This window comes from Pseudomonas putida (assembly GCF_001976065.1).
GTDB classification, from domain to species: Bacteria; Pseudomonadota; Gammaproteobacteria; order Pseudomonadales; family Pseudomonadaceae; genus Aquipseudomonas; species Aquipseudomonas serbica.
This window is the reverse complement of sequence record NZ_MNAH01000001.1, coordinates 497,272-517,974: the sequence shown is the minus strand read 5'-3', so window position 1 is coordinate 517,974 and position 20,703 is coordinate 497,272. Positions and strand designations below refer to the sequence as shown.

At 62.2% G+C, this 20,703-nt stretch carries 16 protein-coding genes and 2 pseudogenes; 6 read left to right on the top strand and 12 right to left on the bottom strand.

The window, feature by feature from the left end:
- Nucleotides 1–224: 224 nt before the first annotated feature.
- The 3 genes from BKX96_RS02375 to tspO all read left to right on the top strand — a co-directional run bounded on the left by BKX96_RS02375 (nucleotide 225) and on the right by tspO (nucleotide 2,224).
- Nucleotides 225–1,217, top strand: coding sequence for a response regulator (locus BKX96_RS02375; protein ID WP_077182568.1), 993 nt, complete (start codon nucleotides 225–227; stop codon nucleotides 1,215–1,217).
- Between the two features lie 44 nt (nucleotides 1,218–1,261).
- Entirely contained in the window at nucleotides 1,262–1,627 is a 366-nt protein-coding gene (locus BKX96_RS02370) for a response regulator transcription factor (protein WP_046815419.1), read from the top strand.
- 156 nt (nucleotides 1,628–1,783) lie between these two features.
- A complete protein-coding gene (gene tspO / locus BKX96_RS02365) occupies nucleotides 1,784–2,224 on the top strand; it encodes a tryptophan-rich sensory protein TspO (protein WP_077182567.1) in 441 nt (146 codons plus the stop codon).
- A 6-nt stretch (nucleotides 2,225–2,230) separates the two neighbouring features.
- Here the strand turns inward: tspO and gabP are convergent, their stop codons facing one another.
- The 4 genes and pseudogenes from gabP to BKX96_RS02350 form a co-directional block, all read right to left on the bottom strand.
- Complete coding sequence (gabP, locus tag BKX96_RS02360; RefSeq protein WP_077182566.1) at nucleotides 2,231–3,631, bottom strand: GABA permease; 1,401 nt, start codon at nucleotides 3,629–3,631, stop codon at nucleotides 2,231–2,233.
- 151 nt (nucleotides 3,632–3,782) lie between these two features.
- A complete protein-coding gene (locus BKX96_RS33460; RefSeq protein WP_410454516.1) occupies nucleotides 3,783–4,568 on the bottom strand; it encodes a methyl-accepting chemotaxis protein in 786 nt (261 codons plus the stop codon).
- Nucleotides 4,569–4,646: 78 nt separating this feature from the next.
- Nucleotides 4,647–4,835 (bottom strand): annotated as a pseudogene (locus BKX96_RS33455) (HAMP domain-containing protein); the annotation flags it as partial.
- A gap of 1,097 nt (nucleotides 4,836–5,932) precedes the next feature.
- The gene (locus BKX96_RS02350) at nucleotides 5,933–6,403 is read right to left on the bottom strand and encodes a MarR family winged helix-turn-helix transcriptional regulator (protein ID WP_046815118.1); all 471 of its coding nucleotides are present in this window, start codon (nucleotides 6,401–6,403) and stop codon (nucleotides 5,933–5,935) included.
- 289 nt (nucleotides 6,404–6,692) lie between these two features.
- Here BKX96_RS02350 and BKX96_RS02345 point away from each other — a divergent pair, with 289 nt between their 5' ends.
- From BKX96_RS02345 to BKX96_RS33055, 3 genes and pseudogenes are all read left to right on the top strand, one after another.
- The gene (locus BKX96_RS02345; RefSeq protein WP_077182565.1) at nucleotides 6,693–7,646 is read left to right on the top strand and encodes a PDR/VanB family oxidoreductase; all 954 of its coding nucleotides are present in this window, start codon (nucleotides 6,693–6,695) and stop codon (nucleotides 7,644–7,646) included.
- 33 nt (nucleotides 7,647–7,679) lie between these two features.
- Nucleotides 7,680–8,747 (top strand): Rieske 2Fe-2S domain-containing protein, encoded by a 1,068-nt coding sequence (locus tag BKX96_RS02340; RefSeq protein ID WP_046815116.1) that lies wholly within the window; start codon nucleotides 7,680–7,682, stop codon nucleotides 8,745–8,747.
- A gap of 70 nt (nucleotides 8,748–8,817) precedes the next feature.
- A pseudogene (locus BKX96_RS33055) lies at nucleotides 8,818–8,964 on the top strand (MFS transporter); the annotation flags it as partial.
- A gap of 1,829 nt (nucleotides 8,965–10,793) precedes the next feature.
- On the opposite strand, the gene BKX96_RS02320 reads toward BKX96_RS33055, so the two are convergent.
- From BKX96_RS02320 to BKX96_RS02285, 8 genes are read right to left on the bottom strand one after another with little or no spacing between them, the layout of a single operon-like run.
- Complete coding sequence (locus BKX96_RS02320) at nucleotides 10,794–12,437, bottom strand: arylsulfatase (RefSeq protein ID WP_077182562.1); 1,644 nt, start codon at nucleotides 12,435–12,437, stop codon at nucleotides 10,794–10,796.
- 44 nt (nucleotides 12,438–12,481) lie between these two features.
- Nucleotides 12,482–13,276: a cyclase family protein gene (locus tag BKX96_RS02315; protein ID WP_077182561.1), complete on the bottom strand. Its 795-nt coding sequence runs from the start codon at nucleotides 13,274–13,276 to the stop codon at nucleotides 12,482–12,484.
- Nucleotides 13,254–14,258 (bottom strand): NAD-dependent epimerase/dehydratase family protein, encoded by a 1,005-nt coding sequence (locus BKX96_RS02310; protein WP_077182560.1) that lies wholly within the window; start codon nucleotides 14,256–14,258, stop codon nucleotides 13,254–13,256. The genes BKX96_RS02315 and BKX96_RS02310 overlap by 23 nt, the downstream gene beginning before the upstream one ends.
- A 10-nt stretch (nucleotides 14,259–14,268) precedes the next feature.
- A complete protein-coding gene (locus tag BKX96_RS02305; RefSeq protein WP_046815109.1) occupies nucleotides 14,269–15,252 on the bottom strand; it encodes a fumarylacetoacetate hydrolase family protein in 984 nt (327 codons plus the stop codon).
- A complete protein-coding gene (locus BKX96_RS02300; protein ID WP_046815108.1) occupies nucleotides 15,249–15,830 on the bottom strand; it encodes a cupin domain-containing protein in 582 nt (193 codons plus the stop codon). Before BKX96_RS02300 ends, BKX96_RS02305 begins: the two co-directional genes overlap by 4 nt.
- 13 nt (nucleotides 15,831–15,843) lie before the next feature.
- On the bottom strand, nucleotides 15,844–17,094 hold the full coding sequence (locus BKX96_RS02295; RefSeq protein ID WP_077182559.1) for an MFS transporter: 1,251 nt from the start codon (nucleotides 17,092–17,094) through the stop codon (nucleotides 15,844–15,846).
- Nucleotides 17,084–19,549 (bottom strand): efflux RND transporter permease subunit, encoded by a 2,466-nt coding sequence (locus tag BKX96_RS02290; protein WP_077182558.1) that lies wholly within the window; start codon nucleotides 19,547–19,549, stop codon nucleotides 17,084–17,086. The genes BKX96_RS02295 and BKX96_RS02290 overlap by 11 nt, the downstream gene beginning before the upstream one ends.
- Before the next feature lie 4 nt (nucleotides 19,550–19,553).
- A complete protein-coding gene (locus BKX96_RS02285) occupies nucleotides 19,554–20,657 on the bottom strand; it encodes a WD40/YVTN/BNR-like repeat-containing protein (protein WP_046815105.1) in 1,104 nt (367 codons plus the stop codon).
- Nucleotides 20,658–20,703: the final 46 nt, after the last annotated feature.

Genomic DNA, 20,703 nt, shown 5'->3' with positions numbered 1-20,703 from the left:
GTATACGCAAGGCTCTGGCCCGATGGCTGCGCTCGAGCAATCCTGTCCGTTATCGGCACCAGGATGGCAGTTGAGGGCCGCGCCGGCCTGTAGTCTTTGCGCACTGAAATCGCTGCGTGTTATCCCTCGGGATAATTGCATTATGCGAGGCCGTCCCCTAGCGTGTAGCCCTGATGAAACGACGTTTGGGCGTCACTACCGGTCAACGCAGTGCAGAGGAACGTATGATCCGACTCGGCCAAGCCACTATTTCCCTGGAACGGCGTGAAGCCTTTCTGGATGGACGGCCGCTGCGTGTCGGGGGCCGGGCATTCGAAATTCTCTCGGTGCTGTTGCAGGCCGATGGCCGAATCGTCAGTAAAGATGAATTGATCACACAGGTCTGGCCTGACACCGTCGTCGAAGAAAACAATCTCCAGGTGCAGATTTCCTCGCTGCGCAAGTTGCTTGGAGAAAAAGAGTTCATCCAGACGGTCCCGCGCCGAGGTTACCGATTATTGAAAGAACGTGAATCGCCCCTGCCCCTGTTCCATCCGGTATCACCCGGCACCTACGCATCCGAGGATCAGGAGGCGATCGATCCTGACAGCGTGCCGGTGTACATCGTGGATGATGAAGCGTCCGTACGCACAGCACTCAGTCGTTTGCTGCGGGCCGAAGGCATCGCGCACCGGATATTCAGCTCGGCCGAAGAATTGCTCAACGCTGACCTCGACATTGGTCCCGCTTGCCTGTTGCTGGACATCAGCCTGCCCGAGGCGACAGGTCTGGAACTGCAATCGGCACTCGGACAACGCGGGCATCCGTGGCCGGTGATTTTCATGACAGGGTTCGGCACCATCCCGATGTCGGTGCAGGCCATGAAAGCGGGCGCGGTCGAGTTCATGACCAAACCATTCAACGACGAGCAACTACTCGACACCCTGCGCACCACCCGTCAGCGTGCAGCGATGGCATTCGAGCTATGGCGGCGCACTCAGGCCGCCCGTAAAAAAGCCGCTCTGTTGACCCCCCGTGAGTGCGAAGTGCTGCCACTGATCGTGGAGGGCCTGTCCAACAAACACATCGCCAACCGGCTGGGTACCAGCGAAATCACCGCCAAGGTCCATCGCAAACACATCATGGAGAAAATGCAAACGCGCTCGCTGGTGAGCCTGGTCAACCTGTATGGGTTGATTAGCTCGGAGCCGACGTTTGGCTCGCAGAGTCCTGCATGACTACCCACAATGACTGCGCCGCGCCAGGGTCATCCGCCAGCGCCATGATCATCGTCTGTATCGTGGACGATGATGCCTCCGTTCGCAAAAGCCTGGCCAATCTGCTGCGGTCGGCGGGATACCACTCTCGGGTATTCATTTCGGGAGAGGAGTTCCTGGCCCTCGAAAACTTCGATGACATCGCGTGTCTGCTACTGGATTTGAAGATGAACGGACTGTCAGGGATCGAGGTCATGCACGCGCTGACGCTCAAGGACAGAAGATTTCCAGTGATTTGCATGTCGGCACACTGGGATGACGCAACGCTGGCCCAAACCAGCCGCTATGAGCCCATCGAATGTTTGCGTAAACCCTTCAGCGGCGAAGCTTTGCTGAGCGCTGTGGAGTCTGCGCTTCGTCGATACGACTGAAGTCCACGCAATGCCCTTGGCCATCCAGTTTTCGATTTGCAACAGCTGGGTCGGCGCTTCGTATTGCACTTTTCCCTTCGCCGGGCGTCCCTTGTTTAAGACAGGCCGACATGGCCTGCCTACCCCGGACAACTGACCCTCAGCCAAGGACTCGTGATGACTTTTTTCATTTTTCTGCTCGCCTGCGCGGCGGCCGCCAGCACTGGCATCCTGTTCAAACCGGGACAGTGGTACCAATCCCTGGTCAAACCCGGTTTCACACCGCCCAATTGGGTGTTTCCACTCGCCTGGACGACCATCTACCTGCTGCTCGCCTGGGGTGGGTACCGGATGACCCTGATTCCTGGCAGTCAGGTGGTGCTGGCGTTATGGGCGGCACAGATCGCGCTCAATACGCTGTGGACGCCGGTGTTCTTCGGCGCGCACCACCTTCTCGCCGCCCTGCTGATCCTGGCGTTGCTCTGGGTGGTGGCCGTGGTGATGGTGGTGATGGCCATGCGGCTCGATGTCATCACAGGTCTGATCTTCTTTCCTTACGTCGTCTGGCTGTGTGTGGCGGCCGCGTTGAATTTTTCCATTTGGCGCAATAACCGCTGAGGCCACCTAGCCCACTGAAGTCGCCCTGGCAGCCTGTGCAGGGTGACGGGATGTCACCAGGCCGATAAAGGAAATCGCCAGCGCCAGGCCAATGGTCGTGCTCACTTCGGTGCGGTGCTCCGGGGTGATCATCATCACCGCCAACGCTGCGCAGATGAACCCGATCACCAGCCAGGTCAGCCAGGGAAACAGCCACATGCGAAAGGTCAGCTCGACCTTCTGGCGCCGCAACATCCGCCGCATGCGCAACTGCGACACGGCAATGGCCAGGTACACCAGCAAGGCAATCGCGCCCGAACTGGCAAGCAGGAATTCAAACAGGCCGGCGGGCATGAAGTAGCTCCACACGGTGATCGCCGCACCCAGCACGGTGCTGGCGATGACCGCTGCCCGCGGCACGCCTTCGCTGGAGGTCGCCTTCAGCGCCTTCGGCGCATCGCCACGACGTCCCAGCGAGTACAGCATGCGCGAGGCGATGTAGATTGAGGAGTTCATACAACTGGCCACGGCGATCAGCACCACCACGTCCACCATGAACTTGGCGTGGGGGATGTTCATGATTTCCAGTGCGCGCTGGTAGGAGCCTACAGAAGCGAGCAACGGATCGTTCCAGGGCACCACGGAGATGACCACGAAAATCGACAGCAGGTAGAACACGCCGATGCGCCAGATCACCGAACGGGTGGCCTTGGCAATGTTCTGCGAGGGGTTGTCGGATTCGGCGGCGGCGATGGTCACGGCCTCGGTGCCGATGAAGCTGAACATGATGGTGATGAAGGCGCCCACCACCGCCGACAGGCCGTTGGGGGCGAACCCGCCGTGGTCGGCCATCAGGCCGCTCAAGCCGCTGACCTGGCGATCGGGCACCCAGCCCATCAACACCGCAAAACCGACGCCGATGAAACCGATGATCGCCACCACCTTGGCCATGGCGAACCAGAATTCGAATTCGCCGTACTTGGAGACACTGAACAGGTTGGTAATCACCAAGGCAATGATCGACGCCAGGGCGAACAGCCAGGCATCGACCTGGGGAAACCACTGGTTCAGCACATGCCCGGCAGCCAGCGCCTCGATGGGAATTACCAGGACCCAGAACCACCAGTACAGCCAACCGATGGTGAAGCCGGCCCAGCGCCCGATGGCCTGGTCGGCATAGGTGGAGAAAGACCCGGTATCGGGATTGGCCACCGCCATTTCCCCGAGCATGCGCATGACCAGCACCACCAGCAGCCCGGAGAACAGATAGGCCAGCAAGACGGCCGGGCCGGCCGCCGCAATGGCATGCCCGGACCCGACGAATAATCCGGCACCGATGATGCCGGCAATGGAAAGCATGGTGACGTGACGAGGCTTGAAGCCCTGCGCCAATTGGCCGTTCGAATCCTTGGAACTCGGGCTTGTCATTGTGTGCACCGCGGCAAAAGATGCGCCACCTTACCCGGCTTTTCCGTCAAATCAGTTACCTGATCGCGCCGCCTCCGTACCTGATCTCGACACGCGCGAGCCATTCGTTCACGGCCAAGACTCATCGGTCATCAACGCAGAGCTGCTGGTTTCAGCTGTTTGCGCGAAACGCTCCGACCGCTGCGCCCAGGCTTGCACTGAGGCGCTGCAGGTCGCCATTGGCCATTTCCAGGCGTCCACACTCCTCGGCATTCTGCTCCACCACCAGGTCCACCTGACCCAAGGCAGCGTCGACCTTGCAAACCAGCTCATGCTGAGTCGCTGCCGCCTGTGCGATGCTCTGTCCGGTGTGTTCGACACGCGAGATCGCCTCGGTAATCGCGTCCAGCACCTGGTTCGCGCGCGCCGTCAGATCAACGCCCTCGGCGGTCAGGCGCTGGCTGTCACACAGGCTGGCGGCAGTCTCCGCGGTCACCTGGCCGAGACGCTGAATCATGCTGTCGATCTCCCCCGTCGACGCTCGCGTACGACTGGCCAGGGCCCGCACTTCGTCCGCAACCACTGCAAAACCACGCCCCTGCTCACCGGCACGGGCAGCCTCGATAGCCGCGTTCAACGCCAACAGATTGGTCTGCTCGGCGATGGCGCTGATCACGTCCAGCACACGGGTAATGGCCTGGCTCTCTTGTTCCAGCAGGTGCATGGAGCTGGCACTGCTGGTCATTTCCAGCGCCAACCGCTGCAAACTTTGACTGGCTTGTCGTACCAGATCGTCGCCCTGATGGATCAGCTCGCAGGTCGCACCCAGGGTTTTCTGGTTGTCTGCGACTTGCCGGGTCACCTGTGCCGCAGCCAGGGTCATATGCTGCATGGACTGCACGACCTGCGCGGCCTGTTCGCGCTGAGCCCGCACGCCCTGCCCTGTGCGCTCGACCATGGCGTCCAGGGTGATGGCAGCACCGTCAAGCTGTTGCACTTCGCTGCCGATGCGTCCGACCAGGTTGCGCAGCGCCTGCATCATCAGGTCGATCGCGTGGCCGAGCTGGCCCAGTTCGTCGTGCCGAGCGAGTAATCCGGGACGCTCTTGCAGGTCCCCCGCCGCCACCCGTTGCGCCAGCTCAAGCATCGACTTCAGCGGGGTAACAATCGAGCGCCGGATCAACAGGCAGGCACCGACACTGAGCACCACCGCCAGCAGCACCATCGCCGCCAGTTGCAACTGCAGACGTTGGCGGAGCAATTCGTAGGATTGCGCGGCCCTGACGCGCTCGTCTTCCAGCAGCATCGTCACTTTCTCGGCCGAACTCGACATGTTCAGCTGTTGCGCCATGGCCTGTTCGCCACTGGCGGCATAAGCCAGGAAGGCCTGTCGATATTCGCTGAGCGCGGCGCTGGCCTCATCCAGTGCCCGATGCCGATCGCCGTCGAGTTGCGCATTCAGGCTGTTCAGCGCCGTCGCCAGCTCACTGACCCGGTTGACCCAATCGTCCTGGTAGCGCTTCTGCGGGTCCAGGGAAAAAAACAGCTCGCTGTCGCGCAGGTTGGCCAGGCGTTCGCGTAAGGCCACCGCCTCTTCCAGTTGCTGCATGGACTGCGCATCGGGCAACCGCTGCTGCTCGAGATTCAGGTTGATATCGTCCAGTTGGTCGAGGAACACCTCGCCGAAACGTTGCCCCGCCGTCTGCGCCAGCTCTTGCATGCGCAGACGCGCCTGTAACGCCTGCTGGCGCGCCTCGGCATAGGCTTGGAACGCCTTCAGGTAACGCTCGGCGGCGTCCGAAAGCGCAGGTGCGAATTCCTCGCCCACGCCGGCGCGCAACTGACTCAACGCTTGCCCGACCTGCGCGGCAGCCTCCGCCGACGGCAGCAAACCGAAGTCCTTCTCCGCCAGCCGCGCCTGGGCGAGGCTGGCTTTCTGTTGGTCCAGCTCGCGTAAACGGGTGGCGCTGGCTTGGCTGACCTGCACCGCATACCAGGCGCTGAGCGCCATGCCCAGTGTGCAGACAAGCACCAGCCCGAAGCCGAGCGACAGCTTGCCGCCCACACTCAGGCGAATCGTCAAGGCACCGAGGAAGTGGCTGGTCATCGGCAGGAAAAACCTGGCACCCGCGGCGATGCAGCGATGGAGCAAATAGCCATCGAACGAACCCTCTTTTATTGTTTTTGTTGGCAGACCAAACGACGGATACAGGTTGCCGGGACAGAGGGGGGGATGACTAATCGCTTGTCGGGATGCGTCCTATCGGCAGGCGCAATACCTCAACGACGGGCGAGCGGAACCTCAGGTATTGATGCGCAGGCTCAAGCGTCGACCGGATCGTAGTCGTTCACGTTGGACACCTGGGCATGCAGGCGGCCCAACAACTCGATCAGCGTGTCCACTTCCTCGGCAGACAGCCCGCTGAGCAAGCGCCGCTCGCGCTCCAGTGCGACCTTGAGCACCCGGGCATGCAGGGCTTTTCCGCTGTCAGTCAGGCTGACGGTGTAGCGCCGCGCATCCTTGGAATCGACCTGACTGCAAATGTGCCCGGCCACTTCCAGCGACTGCAGCGAGCGGCTTACCGCACTCTTGTCGAGGCCGATCGTCTGGCAGATTCGATTGGCGGTGATGTCGTTTTCCACGGCCAGCATCGAGAGCATCCGCCACTCGACCACACCGATGCCGAAATGCTTGCGATAGCACTGCGATGCCCCGGAAGAGAGCTTGTTGGAGAGGAAATTCAGCAGTGCAGGGACGTAACGCGTCAGGTTCAGTTGGGCTTCTGCGGACATAGAGCAAACACCTTGGATCGGCGGGGCCTGAATATTAGTTGACACCGCAACTAAATAATCGGAGGATTTCTCTACCGAACGTCACGGGCGGGGACCTGCATGATAGGCCGTCGCCCTGACTCATAAAAATAATTATCAGGTCCTGGTCATGAACCCCTTCAATCTCATCGCCTTCGCCTTGCCCAAGCCAACGACCGTCCTCCACGCGCCAGCGCCCGGCTGACCCGTCCCCTCGCCTAAGCGCTAACCCATTTTTTTCAGCAGCCACTTCAGTGTGGAGGGATAAGTCATGCTTCAAGTCAACGTCACCCGCAAAGCGGACGAAGCCGAAGGCATCTGCAGTTTCGAACTATGTGCCGCGGACGGCAGCACGCTGCCGGCGTTCGAAGCCGGTGCCCACATCGACATTCACATAGCCGAGGGCCTCACCCGCCAGTACTCCTTGTGCAACGATCCCAGGGAACGCCATCGCTACATGATCAGTGTGCTCAAGGACCCAAGTTCCCGTGGCGGCTCCAGGGCCATGCACGAGCAGGTACGGTCGGGGCAAACGCTGACCATCAGTGCTCCGCGCAACCTCTTCCCGCTGGATCGCTCAGCCCGCCGACACCTGTTGTTTGGCGGCGGTATCGGCATCACGCCCATGCTGGCCATGGCCTATGAGCTGGCGCACCAGGGCGCCGACTTCGAGTTGCATTACTGCTTTCGCTCAAGCGCACGCGCGGCGTTCGTGGCGCTGCTGGCACAAACGCCGTTCGCCGATCGCATCAAGCTGCATGACGACAGCGGCTCGGCCCTGCAGAAACTGGATGCGCCCGCCCTGCTCGCCACACCCGACGCCGGCACCCACCTTTATGTGTGTGGCCCGGGCGGTTACATGAACTACATCCTCGAGGCTGCGCAGAACGCAGGCTGGTCCCAGCACCGCGTACACAAGGAGTTCTTTGCCGCAGACCCTGTCGATCAAAGCGCCAATGCGCCCTTCGAGGTCGAACTCGTACGCAGCGGCCAGGTTATCCAGATTCCAGCCGAACGCACGGTGTTCGAAGTACTGGACGAGGCCGGCATAACAATCGAGTCATCCTGCGAGCAAGGCGTCTGCGGCACCTGCGTAACCCGTGTGTTGAAGGGCATCCCCGAGCACCGGGACCAATTCCTGACAGCGGCCGAACGCGCCGCCAACGACCGCTTTACCCCCTGCTGCTCTCGCGCCAGATCGCCACGCCTGGTGCTGGATCTCTGAATCGAACAACAACATCAAACCTGGAGAACACCCATGAACATCCAGTCGCTTGCCGAAGAAATTGCAGCGCCGACCTTGCCTGCCTTTCCCCTGGACCAGTGGTACGTCGCGGCCCTCGGTTGGGAGTTGAAGGACAAACCCGTGGGCCGGACACTGCTCAACAAGCCGGTCGTGCTGTTTCGCAAACCCGACGGCGAGGTCGCTGCGCTGGAGGACCGCTGCTGCCACAGGGCACTGCCCCTGTCGAATGGCACCCTCGAAGCGTCTGGCATTCGTTGTGGCTACCATGGCCTGCTGTTCGATGAACGCGGCACATGCGTGGAAATCCCGGGCCAGGACAAGATTCCGAGCAAGGCCAAAGTGCCCGCCTATCATGTGCGAGAGCAGGACCAGATCGTCTGGATCTGGCTGGGCAGCGAGGCGCATCCCGAGCCGACCTGCGAGCCACCGACCTACCCTGTCCACAGCAGTGGCAAGTACTTGTTCGACGGCAACGTCTACCACTACGACGCGCCTTACCAGCTGATCCACGACAACCTGATGGACTTGAGCCACCTGGGTTATGTGCACCTGCACACCATCGGCGGCAACGCCAGCATCCACATGAATGCCCGCATGAGCGTGGAGAGTGAAGGCGATGTGGTGCGGGTCGTGCGCCACATGCCGGACTCTGTTCCACCCCCCACCTACACCGCCGCCTACCCGTTCAAAGGCACCGTGGACCGTTGGCAGGAAATCGAATTTCACGTCAGCCACCTGCGCATCTGGACCGGTGCGGTGGATGCCGGTACTGACAACCTGGACGACCCCGATCGTGGTGGTTTCCATATGCGCGGGTTCCACGGGGTCACACCCGAGACCGCCACCACCAGTCACTACTTCTGGACCATTGCCACCAACCCCGAAAGCGATCCCGAAGCCATCAAGGCCAAGGTGGTTGAGCAGACGATATTGACCTTCGACGAAGACAAGGTGGTGATCGAAGCCCAGTACCGAAACATGTGCCGGTTCGGCGTACGCCCGATGATCGACATCCATGTCGATGCCGGCGCCAATCGCGCCCGCCGCATCATCGAGCAACTGCGCCAGTCCGCTTCCTGAAGTCCCCGGCGCACGCTTACCGATTGAGTGTGCGTGCGCATTTTCCAGGCCCTTGCATGCTCCATCGCCGGGGGAGTACGCCAACTAGAAGTGGCGCAGCCTGGCCATCAGCCTGCAATCCACCGCCTACGCACTGGGCGCCACGATCGGCGGTCTCATCGCGGCGCAAATCATTCCGTCCCTGGGCTGGCGTTCAGTGTTCTTTTACGGCGGCATCTCGGCCTCCACCACGAAATCATATCGCCCTTAAGAGGTGTCCGGAATAATTAGGCCAGTTCAGACCCACCGCCTTCGCCGGCAAGCCGGCTCCTACAGAGGATTAGGCCCGGCGCAAATTCCGCTAGCGCCCAGTAAACCTGTAGGAGCTGGCTTGCCAGCGAAGAGGCCGACACAGCCAACATCTCCATCGCCTGACCCACCGCCTTCGCCGGCAAGCCGGCTCCTACAGAGGATTAGGCCAGACGCAAATTCCGCCAGCGCCCAGTAAACCTGTAGGAGCTGGCTTGCCAGCGAAGAGGCCGGCACAGCCAACATCTCCATCGCCTGACCCACCGCCTTCGCCGGCAAGCCGGCTCCTACAGAGGATTAGGCCAGACGCAAATTCCGCCAGCGACCAGCAAACCTGTAGGAGCTGGCTTGCCAGCGAAGAGGCCGACACAGCCAAGATCTCCATCGCCTGACCCACCGCCTTCGCCGGCAAGCCGGCTCCTACAGAGGATTAGGCCCGGCGCAAATTCCGCCAGCGCCCCGTAAACCTGTAGGAGCTGGCTTGCCAGCGAAGAGGCCGGCACAGCCAACATCTCCATCGCCTGACACACCGCCTTCGCCGGCAAGCCGGCTCCTACAGAGGATTAGGCCCGGCGCAAATTCCGCTAGCGCCCAGTAAACCTGTAGGAGCTGGCTTGCCAGCGAAGAGGCCGGCACAGCCAACATTTACATCGCCTGACCCACCGCCTTCGCCGGCAAGCCGGCTCCTACAGAGGATTAGGCCAGACGCAAATTCCGCCAGCGCCCAGTAAACCTGTAGGAGCTGGCTTGCCAGCGATGAGGCCGGCACAGCCAACATTTCCATCGCCTGACCCACCGCCTTCGCCGGCAAGCCGGCTCCTACAGAGGATTAGGCCAGACGCAAATTCCGCCAGCGCCCCGTAAACCTGTAGGAGCTGGCTTGCCAGCGAAAAGGCCGACACAGCCAACATCTCCATCGCCTGACAAGCCGGCTCCTACAGAGGATTAGGCCAGACGCAAATTCCGCCAGCGCCCAGTAAACCTGTAGGAGCTGGCTTGCCAGCGATGAGGCCGGCACAGCCAACATTTCCATCGCCTGACCCACCGCCTTCGCCGGCAAGCCGGCTCCTACAGAGGATTAGGCCCGGCGCAAATTCCGCTAGCGCCCAGTAAACCTGTAGGAGCTGGCTTGCCAGCGAAGAGGCCGGCACAGCCAACATTTACATCGCCTGACCCACCGCCTTCGCCGGCAAGCCGGCTCCTACAGAGGATTTGGTCAGACGCAAACTCCGGCAGCGCCCAGTAAACCTGTAGGCGCTGGCTTGCCAGCGAAGAGGCCGGCACAGCCAACATCTCCCTCGCCTGACCCACCGCCTTCGCCGGCAAGCCGGCTCCTACAGAGGATTAGGCCAGACGCAAACTCCGGCAGCGCCCAGTAAACCTGTAGGCGCTGGCTTGCCAGCGAAGAGGCCGACACAGCCAGCATCTCCCTCGCCTGACCCACCGCCTTCGCCGGCAAGCCGGCTCCTACAGAGGATTAGGCCAGACGCAAATTCCGCCAGCGCCCAGTAAACCTGTAGGAGCTGGCTTGCCAGCGAAGAGGCCGGCACAGCCAACATTTCCATCGCCTGACCCACCGCCTTCGCCGGCAAGCCGGCTCCTACAGCTGTGTGCACCTGCCCCTGCAGCTACTTGACTCCTGACGAAAGCGAGCAAATCGGCGTTGATGGTCGGCATACCGTTTAGCAACAGCCTGGCTGACCGTCAGGAAAAGTGCCTACCCTCATGCATCCGTAACGGTGCATGAGGGCAACCCGGTCAATGCGCTGGAAACACCACACCGACCCGCTCGGCATACGTCAACCAGGCAGCCTTGAGCCGTTGCACCGTTTCCGGTCGGTCGGCCGCCAGGTCGGTGGTTTCGCCGCGGTCCTGGGCCAGATCGAACAATTGCCATTGCGGCGGCTGCGCGTTATCGCCAAAGCCTGCCTGCGCGCGCATGCCCAGCAGCTTCAGGTTTCCCTCGCGGTAATAAGCATTGCCGAACAGCTCGCCGGCCAGGCTGTCGTTAATGTGCGGGCTGCCTTTGCCGGCGAACATTGGCAGCATCGATTTGCCGGTAATCGGATGTTTATTCGAGTCCGTTGGCGCTTCGATGCCCGCCAGTTCCAGGAAGGTCGGCGCCAGGTCATCCACCCGCGCAACGCCGCGTTCCACGCCCTGGCGACGCAGTGACTTGGGCAGTTGAACGATCGCCGGCACGCTGATACCGCCTTCTGCGGTGGTGCCCTTGAACAGGTGGAACGGCGCAGCGCTGACCTCGGCCCAGCGTACGCCATAGTCGATCTGGGAGCCCTTCTGCCCCAGGTTGGCATAGCTATTGTCGGTATGCGCGCCCGGCGGATAGAACTGGGCGTGATTCTCCCCCGCCGCGCCGTTATCCGACATGAACACGATCAGCGTGTTGTCGTACTGCCCGCTTTTGCGCAGGTAGTCGACCAGGCGGCCAATGTTATGGTCGAGGTTGTCGACCATGGCGGCGTAGATTTCCATCTTCCGCGCCTCGACCTGTTGCTGCTCAGGGCTCAGTTGCTCCCAGCCCGGCAGCTTGGGATTCACCGGTAGCGGCTTAGCCGGCTGGGCATCGCCTGCCATCAGGCCGAGCTTTTTCATCCGCTCGATCCGCGCCAGCCGTACGCTGTCATAGCCCTGATCGAACCGCCCTTTGTACTTGTCCAGGTACTCCTTGGGTGCTTGCAGCGGCCAGTGCGGTGAGGTAAACGCCGCGTAGGCGAAAAACGGCTTGCCGTCCTTCTGGCTGTTTTGCAGGTAGCTGATCAGTTTGTCGGTGTAGAAGTCCGAAGAATAGAAATTCTCCGGCAACTCCACGGCCTTGCCGTTTTCGCGGTAGTGCACCTGCTCGATCTTGGCCGGGTCGACACTGGCGGGTTTGAAGTGCGATGCACCGCCCTCCAGCAAGGTGAACGACTGCTCGAAACCACGTTGATCCGGCCCCTGGTCCGCCTCCAGGCCCAGGTGCCATTTGCCGACCATGAGGGTGCTGTAGCCGCCTTGTTTCAACAGTTCGGCGATCGAATAGGAACGCTGGTTCAGATAGCCCTCGTACCCCGGCTTGCCCCGTTGAAAGGGTTGCAGGGCTTCCGCCATGGTACCGAGGCCGGCGAGGTGGTTGTCGGTGCCGGACATCAGCATCGAGCGCGTAATCGAACAGGTCGGCGCGGCGTACAGGTTGGTGAACTGCAGGCCATCCCTGGCCAGTTGATCCAGGGTGGGCGTATTGATTTCGCCGCCGTAGCTGCCCAGGTCGGAATAACCCAGGTCATCGGCGACGATCAGCAGGATATTGGGCTTTGCCGAGTCGGCGCTGGCCGCCATGGCCAGGCTGCTGCCCAGTGCCAACGCGGTCGCCAGTATTGTTTGCGGCAGACGCAAAAGAGGCATGTGTTCTCTCTTATTGTTTAATCGAGGATTGTATCAGGCGTTGCTTACTCTTCGAAGATCGCCACCGCTCGCACAAAACCGGCCGATGCATGCTTGATCTTGTAGGGGAAGCAAGACACCACAAATCCACTGGCCGGCAGGGATTCCAGGTTGGCGAGTTTTTCCATTTGCCCATAACCGATATCGCGCCCGGCCTTGTGCCCTTCCCAAATGATCGAGGCATCGCCGTCGGCGGCAAAACGTTCGCGGGTGTACTTGAACGGTGCGTCCCAACTCCAGGCGTCGGTGCCGACCACCCGCACCCCACGTTCCAGCAGATACATCGTGGCTTCACGGCCGATGCCGACGCCGGCATCCAGATACCCCGGCTGGCCGAACAGCGCGCCGGCGCGGGTGTTGACCAGCACGATGTCCAGCGGCTGCAACTCGTGGCCGATTCGCTTAAGCTCCGCTTCGATCTCGGCAGCGGTCACCACATGACCGTCGGCCATGTGGCGAAAATCCAGCTTCACCCCCGGCTGCAAACACCAATCCAGCGGCAACTCGTCGATGCCAAAGGCCGGCTGGCCGCCGTCGGTGGTCGAGGCGTAATGCCAGGGCGCATCCATGTGCGTGCCGCTGTGGGTGGTGATGTGCAGTCGTTCGGCGGCCCAGGACTCGTTGCCCGGCATCTGTTCGAGTTGCAAGCCGGGGAACATCGCGGCCATCTCCGGCCAGCCTTGCTGGTGATCCATGTAATCGATCTTGGGCAACAATGGTGGCGGATCGGTGTAGGGGTTGTTGTCGAGCGTGACCGAGAGGTCGACAAGACGACGCTTAGGCTTGGTTGGCTGTGACATGAAAGGTCTCTCCGGTCAGCGGCAGAAGTCGGGGGGCCGAGGGGTTAAGGGCGTTGCGGACCAGCGCGGCAGCGTTGCGGTCATGGTTGAAACCGGCGGCGCGGGCTTGTGGGGTTTTCAGCGGCGGCATGCGCCCGAACAAGGCTTGCAGCCCGGCGTCAGGGGAAAAACTGATCAGCCTGCGGCGCTCTTGCCCATAACGCTCGGCCAGAGCGTCGATCACTTGGGCGATGGACAACTGCAGCACCGGCAGCTGCCATACCCGCTGGGCTCCGAGCACGGCGCCATTGAGTTCGGCAGCGTGGATCAGGTTGTTCACACAGCAGCGGGCCGACATCCACCAGGCCGTCGCCTGCGGCGAGACCGGACATTGATAGGCTTCGCCCTCGGCAAACGCGCGCATCAGGTCGCTCATGAACGCCGAGCGCAAGCCATTGGGCTCGCGGGGCCTGGCGACGATGCCCGGCAAACGCAACGCTCGACCATCGACATCGCCGCGCCGGGCCAGGTCGCTCACGGCACTTTCCACCATGGCCTTATGCGTGCCATAGGACAATTCGGGACGCAACTCGGCGGCCTCGCTCATGCGTTCCGGCAGATGACCGCCGTACACCGCGACGCTGCTGGCGTACACCAGAACCGGTGGCTGGTTCTTGTTGCGCAGTTGGTTGAGCAGTTCCAGGCTGGCCAGCAGGTTGACCTGATAGCCAAGCTCGTACTGCTCTTCCGCCGCACCACCGGGAATGCTGACCAGATGGAATACCACGTCGATGCCGTCGGCCAGCACCCGGCGCATCAACGCCGGATCGGTCACGCTGCCGAAATGACGACGCAGACGGGTGTCATCCGGCAAGCCTTGCAAATCCCTGTCCAGGACCAGCAACGAAGCAATGACCTGGCCCCGCAGGCTGCCCCGCGCCAGCAGGCAACGCACCAGCTCTCGTCCGACAAAACCATTGGCGCCGGTAATCAACACACGCATAGGGCGCCCCTCAGCCTTGGGCCTGAACGACACGTTGATCGATCGCGCCGAACAACGACTGGCCGTCGCGATCCAGGACGTCCATGTGCACGCGGTCGCCAAAGCGCATGAAGCCGGTTTGCGCGGCGCCCTGTTCGATCATCTCGATGGCGCGGCGCTCGGCGATGCACGCCGACCCCGCGCTGCGCTCGCTATTGGACACAGTGCCGGAGCCGATCAGCGTGCCCGCGCCCAATCGGCGAGTCAGCGCGGCATGGGCGATCAATTGGCCAAAACTGAAATTCATCTGGCCGCCGTGGGGCTGCCCAAACCATTGCCCATTCCAGTGCACGTGCAAAGGCAGATGTACCCGCCCGTCGCGCCAGGCATCGCCCAACTCATCCGGGGTAATGGCCAGCGGGGCGAAACTGGACGAGGGTTTGGCCTGCAGGAACCCGAAGCCGGTGCGCATTTCCCGCGGAGCCAGCGCGCGCAAACTGACGTCGTTGATCTGCAGGATCAATTTGATGTGCTGCAGCGCCTGTTGCGCGTCGCATCCCATCGGCACGTCATCGACCAGCACCACGAATTCGCCTTCGAAGTCGATGCCCTGGCTCTCGCTCGGCAATGCAATGTCGTCGCGCGGGCCGATGAAATCGTCACCGGCGCCCTGGTACATCAGCGGCGTGTGCTCGACGCCGTCGATGGGATCAAGATTGAAGGCTTTCTGCATCAAGGCACCGTGGCTGAGGAAGGCCGAGCCGTCGCACCATTGATAGGCGCGGGGCAACGGCGCCATGGCCTGGGCGGGGTCGAACGCAAAAGCGCCCGTCGCTGCACCCGCATTCAACTCACTCGACAGCGCCTGCAAGCGCGGCTCGACGCTGCTCCAGTTCTCGATCGCCTGTTGCAAGGTCGGCGCCACGGAACTGGCATCCAGTGCCCAGGCGAGATCCCGCGAGACCACGACGAGCCGACCATCACGACTGGCGTTTTTCAGGGTGGCGAGTTTCATGCCGATGCTCCTTGGGCAGGGCTCAATTCAGCGGCGAAGCGTCCGTCGAGCAAGATGAAGACCATGCGCGCCATCGCTTCGGTGCGGTTGCTCCAGGCATGGTTGGTACCGCGCTGCACCACGACGTCGCCGCGCTTGAGGTGCACTTCCTCCTCATCGAGCACCAGCCACACTTCGCCCTCGGTGACGATGCCGTAGTCGAGGGTCTCGGTGCGGTGCATCAGTTTATGTCGAGAGTCCGCTTTGCCAGTGCCGGCGTGGGACTCGCCAATTTCGGCGAACGCCGCCGCGGCACTTTCCGCGCTGACCTGGTTCTGTACGCTGTCCGGCGGAATATCCACCACCCGAATCACACTGCCCAGGGGGCCGGGGCTCAGTTGCAGGGGTTTGCTGCTGGGGTCACTGGCGTTGTCGAGCAAGGCCGGGCTGGTGCTGCTGTTCCACAGTTCGTAAAACACCGTGCCCGGCACCGACGCCAGCGGGAACACGTTCGGCGTCGGCCCGCTGCTGGCGACAATCGCCTGGCCATGCTGATCGTGACCGGTGACCACTCGTTTGAATTCAGGAAGCGCTTGCATGGAAAATCCTCATTCAGTTTCCGTCGCCGATGGTCGAGCCATCGACAACAATATTTGCGTGGGGCGCCAAACCACCGAGCCGCGGCACGGCCAGGCAAAACACTGCCACCAACAGTTGCAGCCCGCCCACAATGGCCAACGCATGGGGTAGCGCGGTGGCGACGCCACCGGTCATGCCGAGCACCACCAGGGGGCTGATGAATTCGCCGGCGAAGATGGCCGCGGTAAAACACCCCGCCGCCCGCCCGCGTTGATGGAAATCGACTTGCGCCATGATCCAGGTGATCAGTGTCGGCAGCATCAGGCCAATGCCCAGGCCGTTGATGGACACGGCGACCACGACCTGCACATGGGTCAAGGCGTCAGCCATCAACAACCCGCCGATGCCCGCCAGCACATAGGCAAGCAACAGCATGTGCTGCCCACGCATTGCGCTGAACAAGCGAAAACTCAACGCACCGACGAGTACGCCCAGCTGATTGGCGCCCATGGTCATGCCGATCTGTTGCGGGGCATCCACCTGCAGCAGGTTGAGCAGGTATCCGGCCTGCACCGGCACGATGAACAGGCTCAGCCCTGCCAGCAGCGACAACACATACAGGGGGGCGAGCGGGCGCCAGGGGAATTTGCCCGTGGGCATCGGCGGGGTGGTTGGCTCGGGTTGCGCAGCGGCCTGTGGCTCCCACAGTTTCCAGGCCATCAGCGGCAGGAAAACCAGGCCCACGGCGTACAGCGCAAACGGCGTACGCCAATCGTTTTGCCCGAGGAAACCACCCAGCGCGATGAACACCGCCGCCGACAACGAGGTGGCGACCATCTGCAAGGCAAACAGACGCTCACGCCGGGCGCCGCTGTAGTAGTCGCCCATCAGCGTGGTGCAGCAGGTCATGATGCCCGCCTCGGCCAAGCCGATGCCCGCGCGACTGAGCACGATCGCCGGCAGCGAGTCGAGCCACAGCGGCAGCACGCCGCAGAGCACGTACAGCGTCATGCTCGCCAGCAACAACGGCTTGCGTCCGAGGCGATCGGCGATCAGACCGGCGAACGGCGCCAGCAAGGCGATCACCAAGGCTGGTAACGTCAATACGATCGGAACCATTACGGCGCTGCCGGGCACGTCGGCAAAATGCGCCTGCATCCGCGGCAACACCGGGGCCAGCAACACCGCGCCCAGCACCGGCAGACAGCTGCCCAGCAGCAACAACAGCGATTGCGCCCATCCGGCTTGCCGGGTGGAATGTGCTACGAAGACATTAGCGACCATGGCACTGCTCCTTGATGCGCAGGTGAGGAACGTTGGCGACCACCGCCGTCTCGGAACCTGCGACGTTGCGCACCGCCACTGGACCTTGCGCCTCGCTGCGTGCGGGCAGCAGGAAGTACGCCAGCGCCGGCAGCAACACCAAGGCGCCAACCATGTTCCAGACGAACATGAAGGCCAGCAGCACGCCCATGTCGGCCTGGAACTTGATCGGTGAAAACGTCCAGGTCGCGACACCAATCGCCAGGGTGATACCGGTCAGCATCACCACCTTGCCGGTGGACACCAGCGCACGGTAATAGGCTTCTGACAGGCTCGACCCTTGGCGCAGATGGCCCAGCAGAATGCTCATCACGTACAACGCATAGTCGACGCCGATACCCACGCCCAAGGCGATGACCGGCAGCGTGGCGACTTTCACACCGATGTTCAGCCAGACCATCAAGGCTTCGCAGAGGATGGAGGTGAGCATCAGTGGAATCACCGCGCACAGGGTCGCGCGCCAGGAGCGGAAGGTGATCAGGCACAGCAGAATGACTGCTCCATAGACCCAGACGAGCATTTCGCGGTTGGCTTGCTTGACCACGATATTGGTCGCCGCTTCGATCCCGGCGTTACCGGCGGCCAGGAGAAACTGCACCTCGTCGGTGTTGTTCGCCGCGGCAAATTGCTCCACGTGCTCGACCAGGCGGGTCAGCGTCTCGGCCTTGTGGTCGGTGAGGTAGGCGTACAGGGTCAACAGGCTGCAGTCTTCGTTGTATAACCCGCGCGGCGCGCTGGCGGTGATCATGTTGAGCATCGCCTGGTTGTTCTGCAGCTCGTACCACTTCGGGTTGCCCTCACTGAGGCCGACCAGCATGCGCCGGTTGAGCAACGCCAGCGAGTTGGTCGAATCCACGCCCGGCAAGGCGCGCAGTTGCCAGTCCAGGGCATCGACCTTGGCCAGGATGTCGTAGCGCGCACAGCTGCTGGCCGGGGTTTTCACCATCACCGCGAACAGGTCGCTGCTGGCGCCATAATGACGGGTCAGGAAGGCATCGTCCTGGTTGTAGCGCGAGTCCGCGCGCAGCTCCGGTGCACCGGCGTCGAGGTCGCCGATTTTCAGTTGCAGGCTGACCACAAAACCGAGCGCCGCCAGCGCGAGGCTGATGGCGATGCACAGGCTCGCCCAGCGGCGATGGGTGAACAGGTCGAGAAAGCGCCAGAAGGCATGGCGGGTCTGACCGCTTTGCTCGGCCTGTTCGCTTTTGAGGCTCAGCTGAGCCGCCCGCGGCGTTACGCCGACATAGGAGAGCAACACCGGCAGCAGGATCAGGTTGGTGAAGATCAACACCGCGACGCCGATGCTGGCGATCACCGCGAGGTCTTGAATGACCTGGATCTTGATCAGCATCAGCACGGCAAAACCCACGGCATCGCACAGCAGCGCCGTCAGCCCGGCGAGGAACAGGCGCCGGAAGGTGAAGCGCGCCGCCACCACCCGGTGCATGCCTCGGCCGATGTCCTGCATGATGCCGTTCATTTTCTGCGCGCCATGGCTCATGCCGATGGCAAACACCAGGAACGGTACCAGCACCGAATACGGGTCCAGTTGGTAGTCCAGCAAGGGCAGCAACCCGAGCTGCCAGACCACTGCCACCAGCGAGCACAACACCACCAGCACCGTACTGCGCAGGCAGCGGGTGTACCAGAACAGCACGGCGGTGGTGATCAGGATCGCGACGGCAAAGAACAACAGGATCTGCTTCAGGCCGGCAATCAGGTCGCCGACCTTTTTCGCGAAACCGGTGATGCGAATGTCGATGTTGGCGCTTTGATAGGTGCTGCGCAGCGTCTCCAGCTGCTCGGACAACACCGCGTAATCCAGCGGCTTGCCGTCAGGGGTGGTGGCTAGCAATGGCACGTAGATGATGCTGGAGGTCTGGTCGAGCGCCACCAACTGACCGAGCTCATTGGAGCGCTGCACATTGCGCCGCAGCGATTCGAGGTTGGCGGCGGTGCCGCTGTAGTCGTCGGGAATCACCGGGCCGCCGTCGAGACCGTCCTCGGTTACGGCTACCCACCGCGTGGCCGGTGTCCACAGCGACTTCATGTAGGCCCTGTCGACACCCGGCAGCAGGTAGAGTTGGTCACTCAGGGCTTGCAGAGTCTTCAGGTACTCGGCGTTGTAGATATCGCCGTGCCGATTGGCCACCACAATGCGCAAGGCATTGCCCAGGCCCGTGAGTTGTTTCTGATGCTCAAGGTAGTTTGCAATGTAGGGTTGCTGTGTGGGGATCATCTTTTCGAAGCTCGCATTGAGCTCGATACGGGTGGCTTGATACCCGAGCACCAGGGTGGTCAGCACACACACCAACAGCACCCACAGGCGGTGGTTGAACAGCGTGCGTTCCACCACGGAACCAGAGCGCGGATCGAAATTCGCCAGGCTGGCCGTGGCGTTGTCGAAAGACTTCATAACCTCACTCCGAAGCGGTAGCGATTGACGGCGAGATGCGCGTCAACCCAGTGAAACCGGCCAGCGTCAGGCTGCCATCGGCGGCCTGGACAACACTGGCAACGGGCTTGCCGAGCGGCTTGCCGTACGGCTGGAGCAGTGCGCCGGGCTGGCTGTTGGTGCGAAACAGGGCGCCGCTCTGATTGACCAGCAACAACTGGCCGTCATCGGTGCGAATCCCGTCGCTGAACGACACCGGCATCGTCACCGACGCGGGCTGGAAGCTTTCGCCAAGGTCGCTGGAGACAAACGCATTACCCTTCAAGCCGGCCACCAGCAACACGCCGTCATCGCGCATTTGCAGGGTGAAAAAACTGCCCGCGTAAGGACTTTCCAACTGCGTGAATGACTTGCCGGCATCCGTCGAACGAGCCAGATAACCCTGCTCGCCGGCCAGGAACCAGTGCTCGCCTTGTTGAGCGATGGCCGACAAGTGCGCGCCCATCGGGTTATCGATTTGCCCCATGATGGATTGCCAGGTGGTACCGCCATCGTCGGTGCGAAACGCCAGGCCGTAAGCGCCAACAATCAGGCCGTGCCGGTCATCGACGAATTGCAGGGCGAGAAACGGTTTGTCAGCAGCCTCACCGGCAAGCCGTTCAGCCGTTTGCACGCGCGCGGCGGCGGCATCCGGATCGCTTGCAGATGGCAGTTGCTCGGTGGCGTCCGCCAACTCAAGTTGTGCCGCACGCAAACCGTCCAGTTGCACAACCCAGTGTTCACCTCCGTCGCGCGATGCCAGCACGACGCCGCCATGCCCCACGGCCCAGCCTGTGTTGGCGTCGACAAACTGCACGGCGGTCAGGCTGACCGAAACCGGCACCGCTGCCTGGCGCCAGCTCACGCCATTGTCATCGGACAGCAGCACGATGCCCCGCTCCCCCACCGCCACCAGCCGCGCGCCCGCCCGGGCCAGGTCCAGCAGCACCGCGGATTGCGCTTGCGGTGCCAGCATCGCCGGCGTATTGAGTGCGTCGCCCACCGCAGCGGCCTGCGCCAGGTTCAACGGCGCCAGAGGCAGCGCCATCAACCACATCAGCCGACCAACCACCTGACAGAATCTGTTCATACCGACCTCGAAAAACCGTTTGATACCGGATCACGCTGCGCCAGCC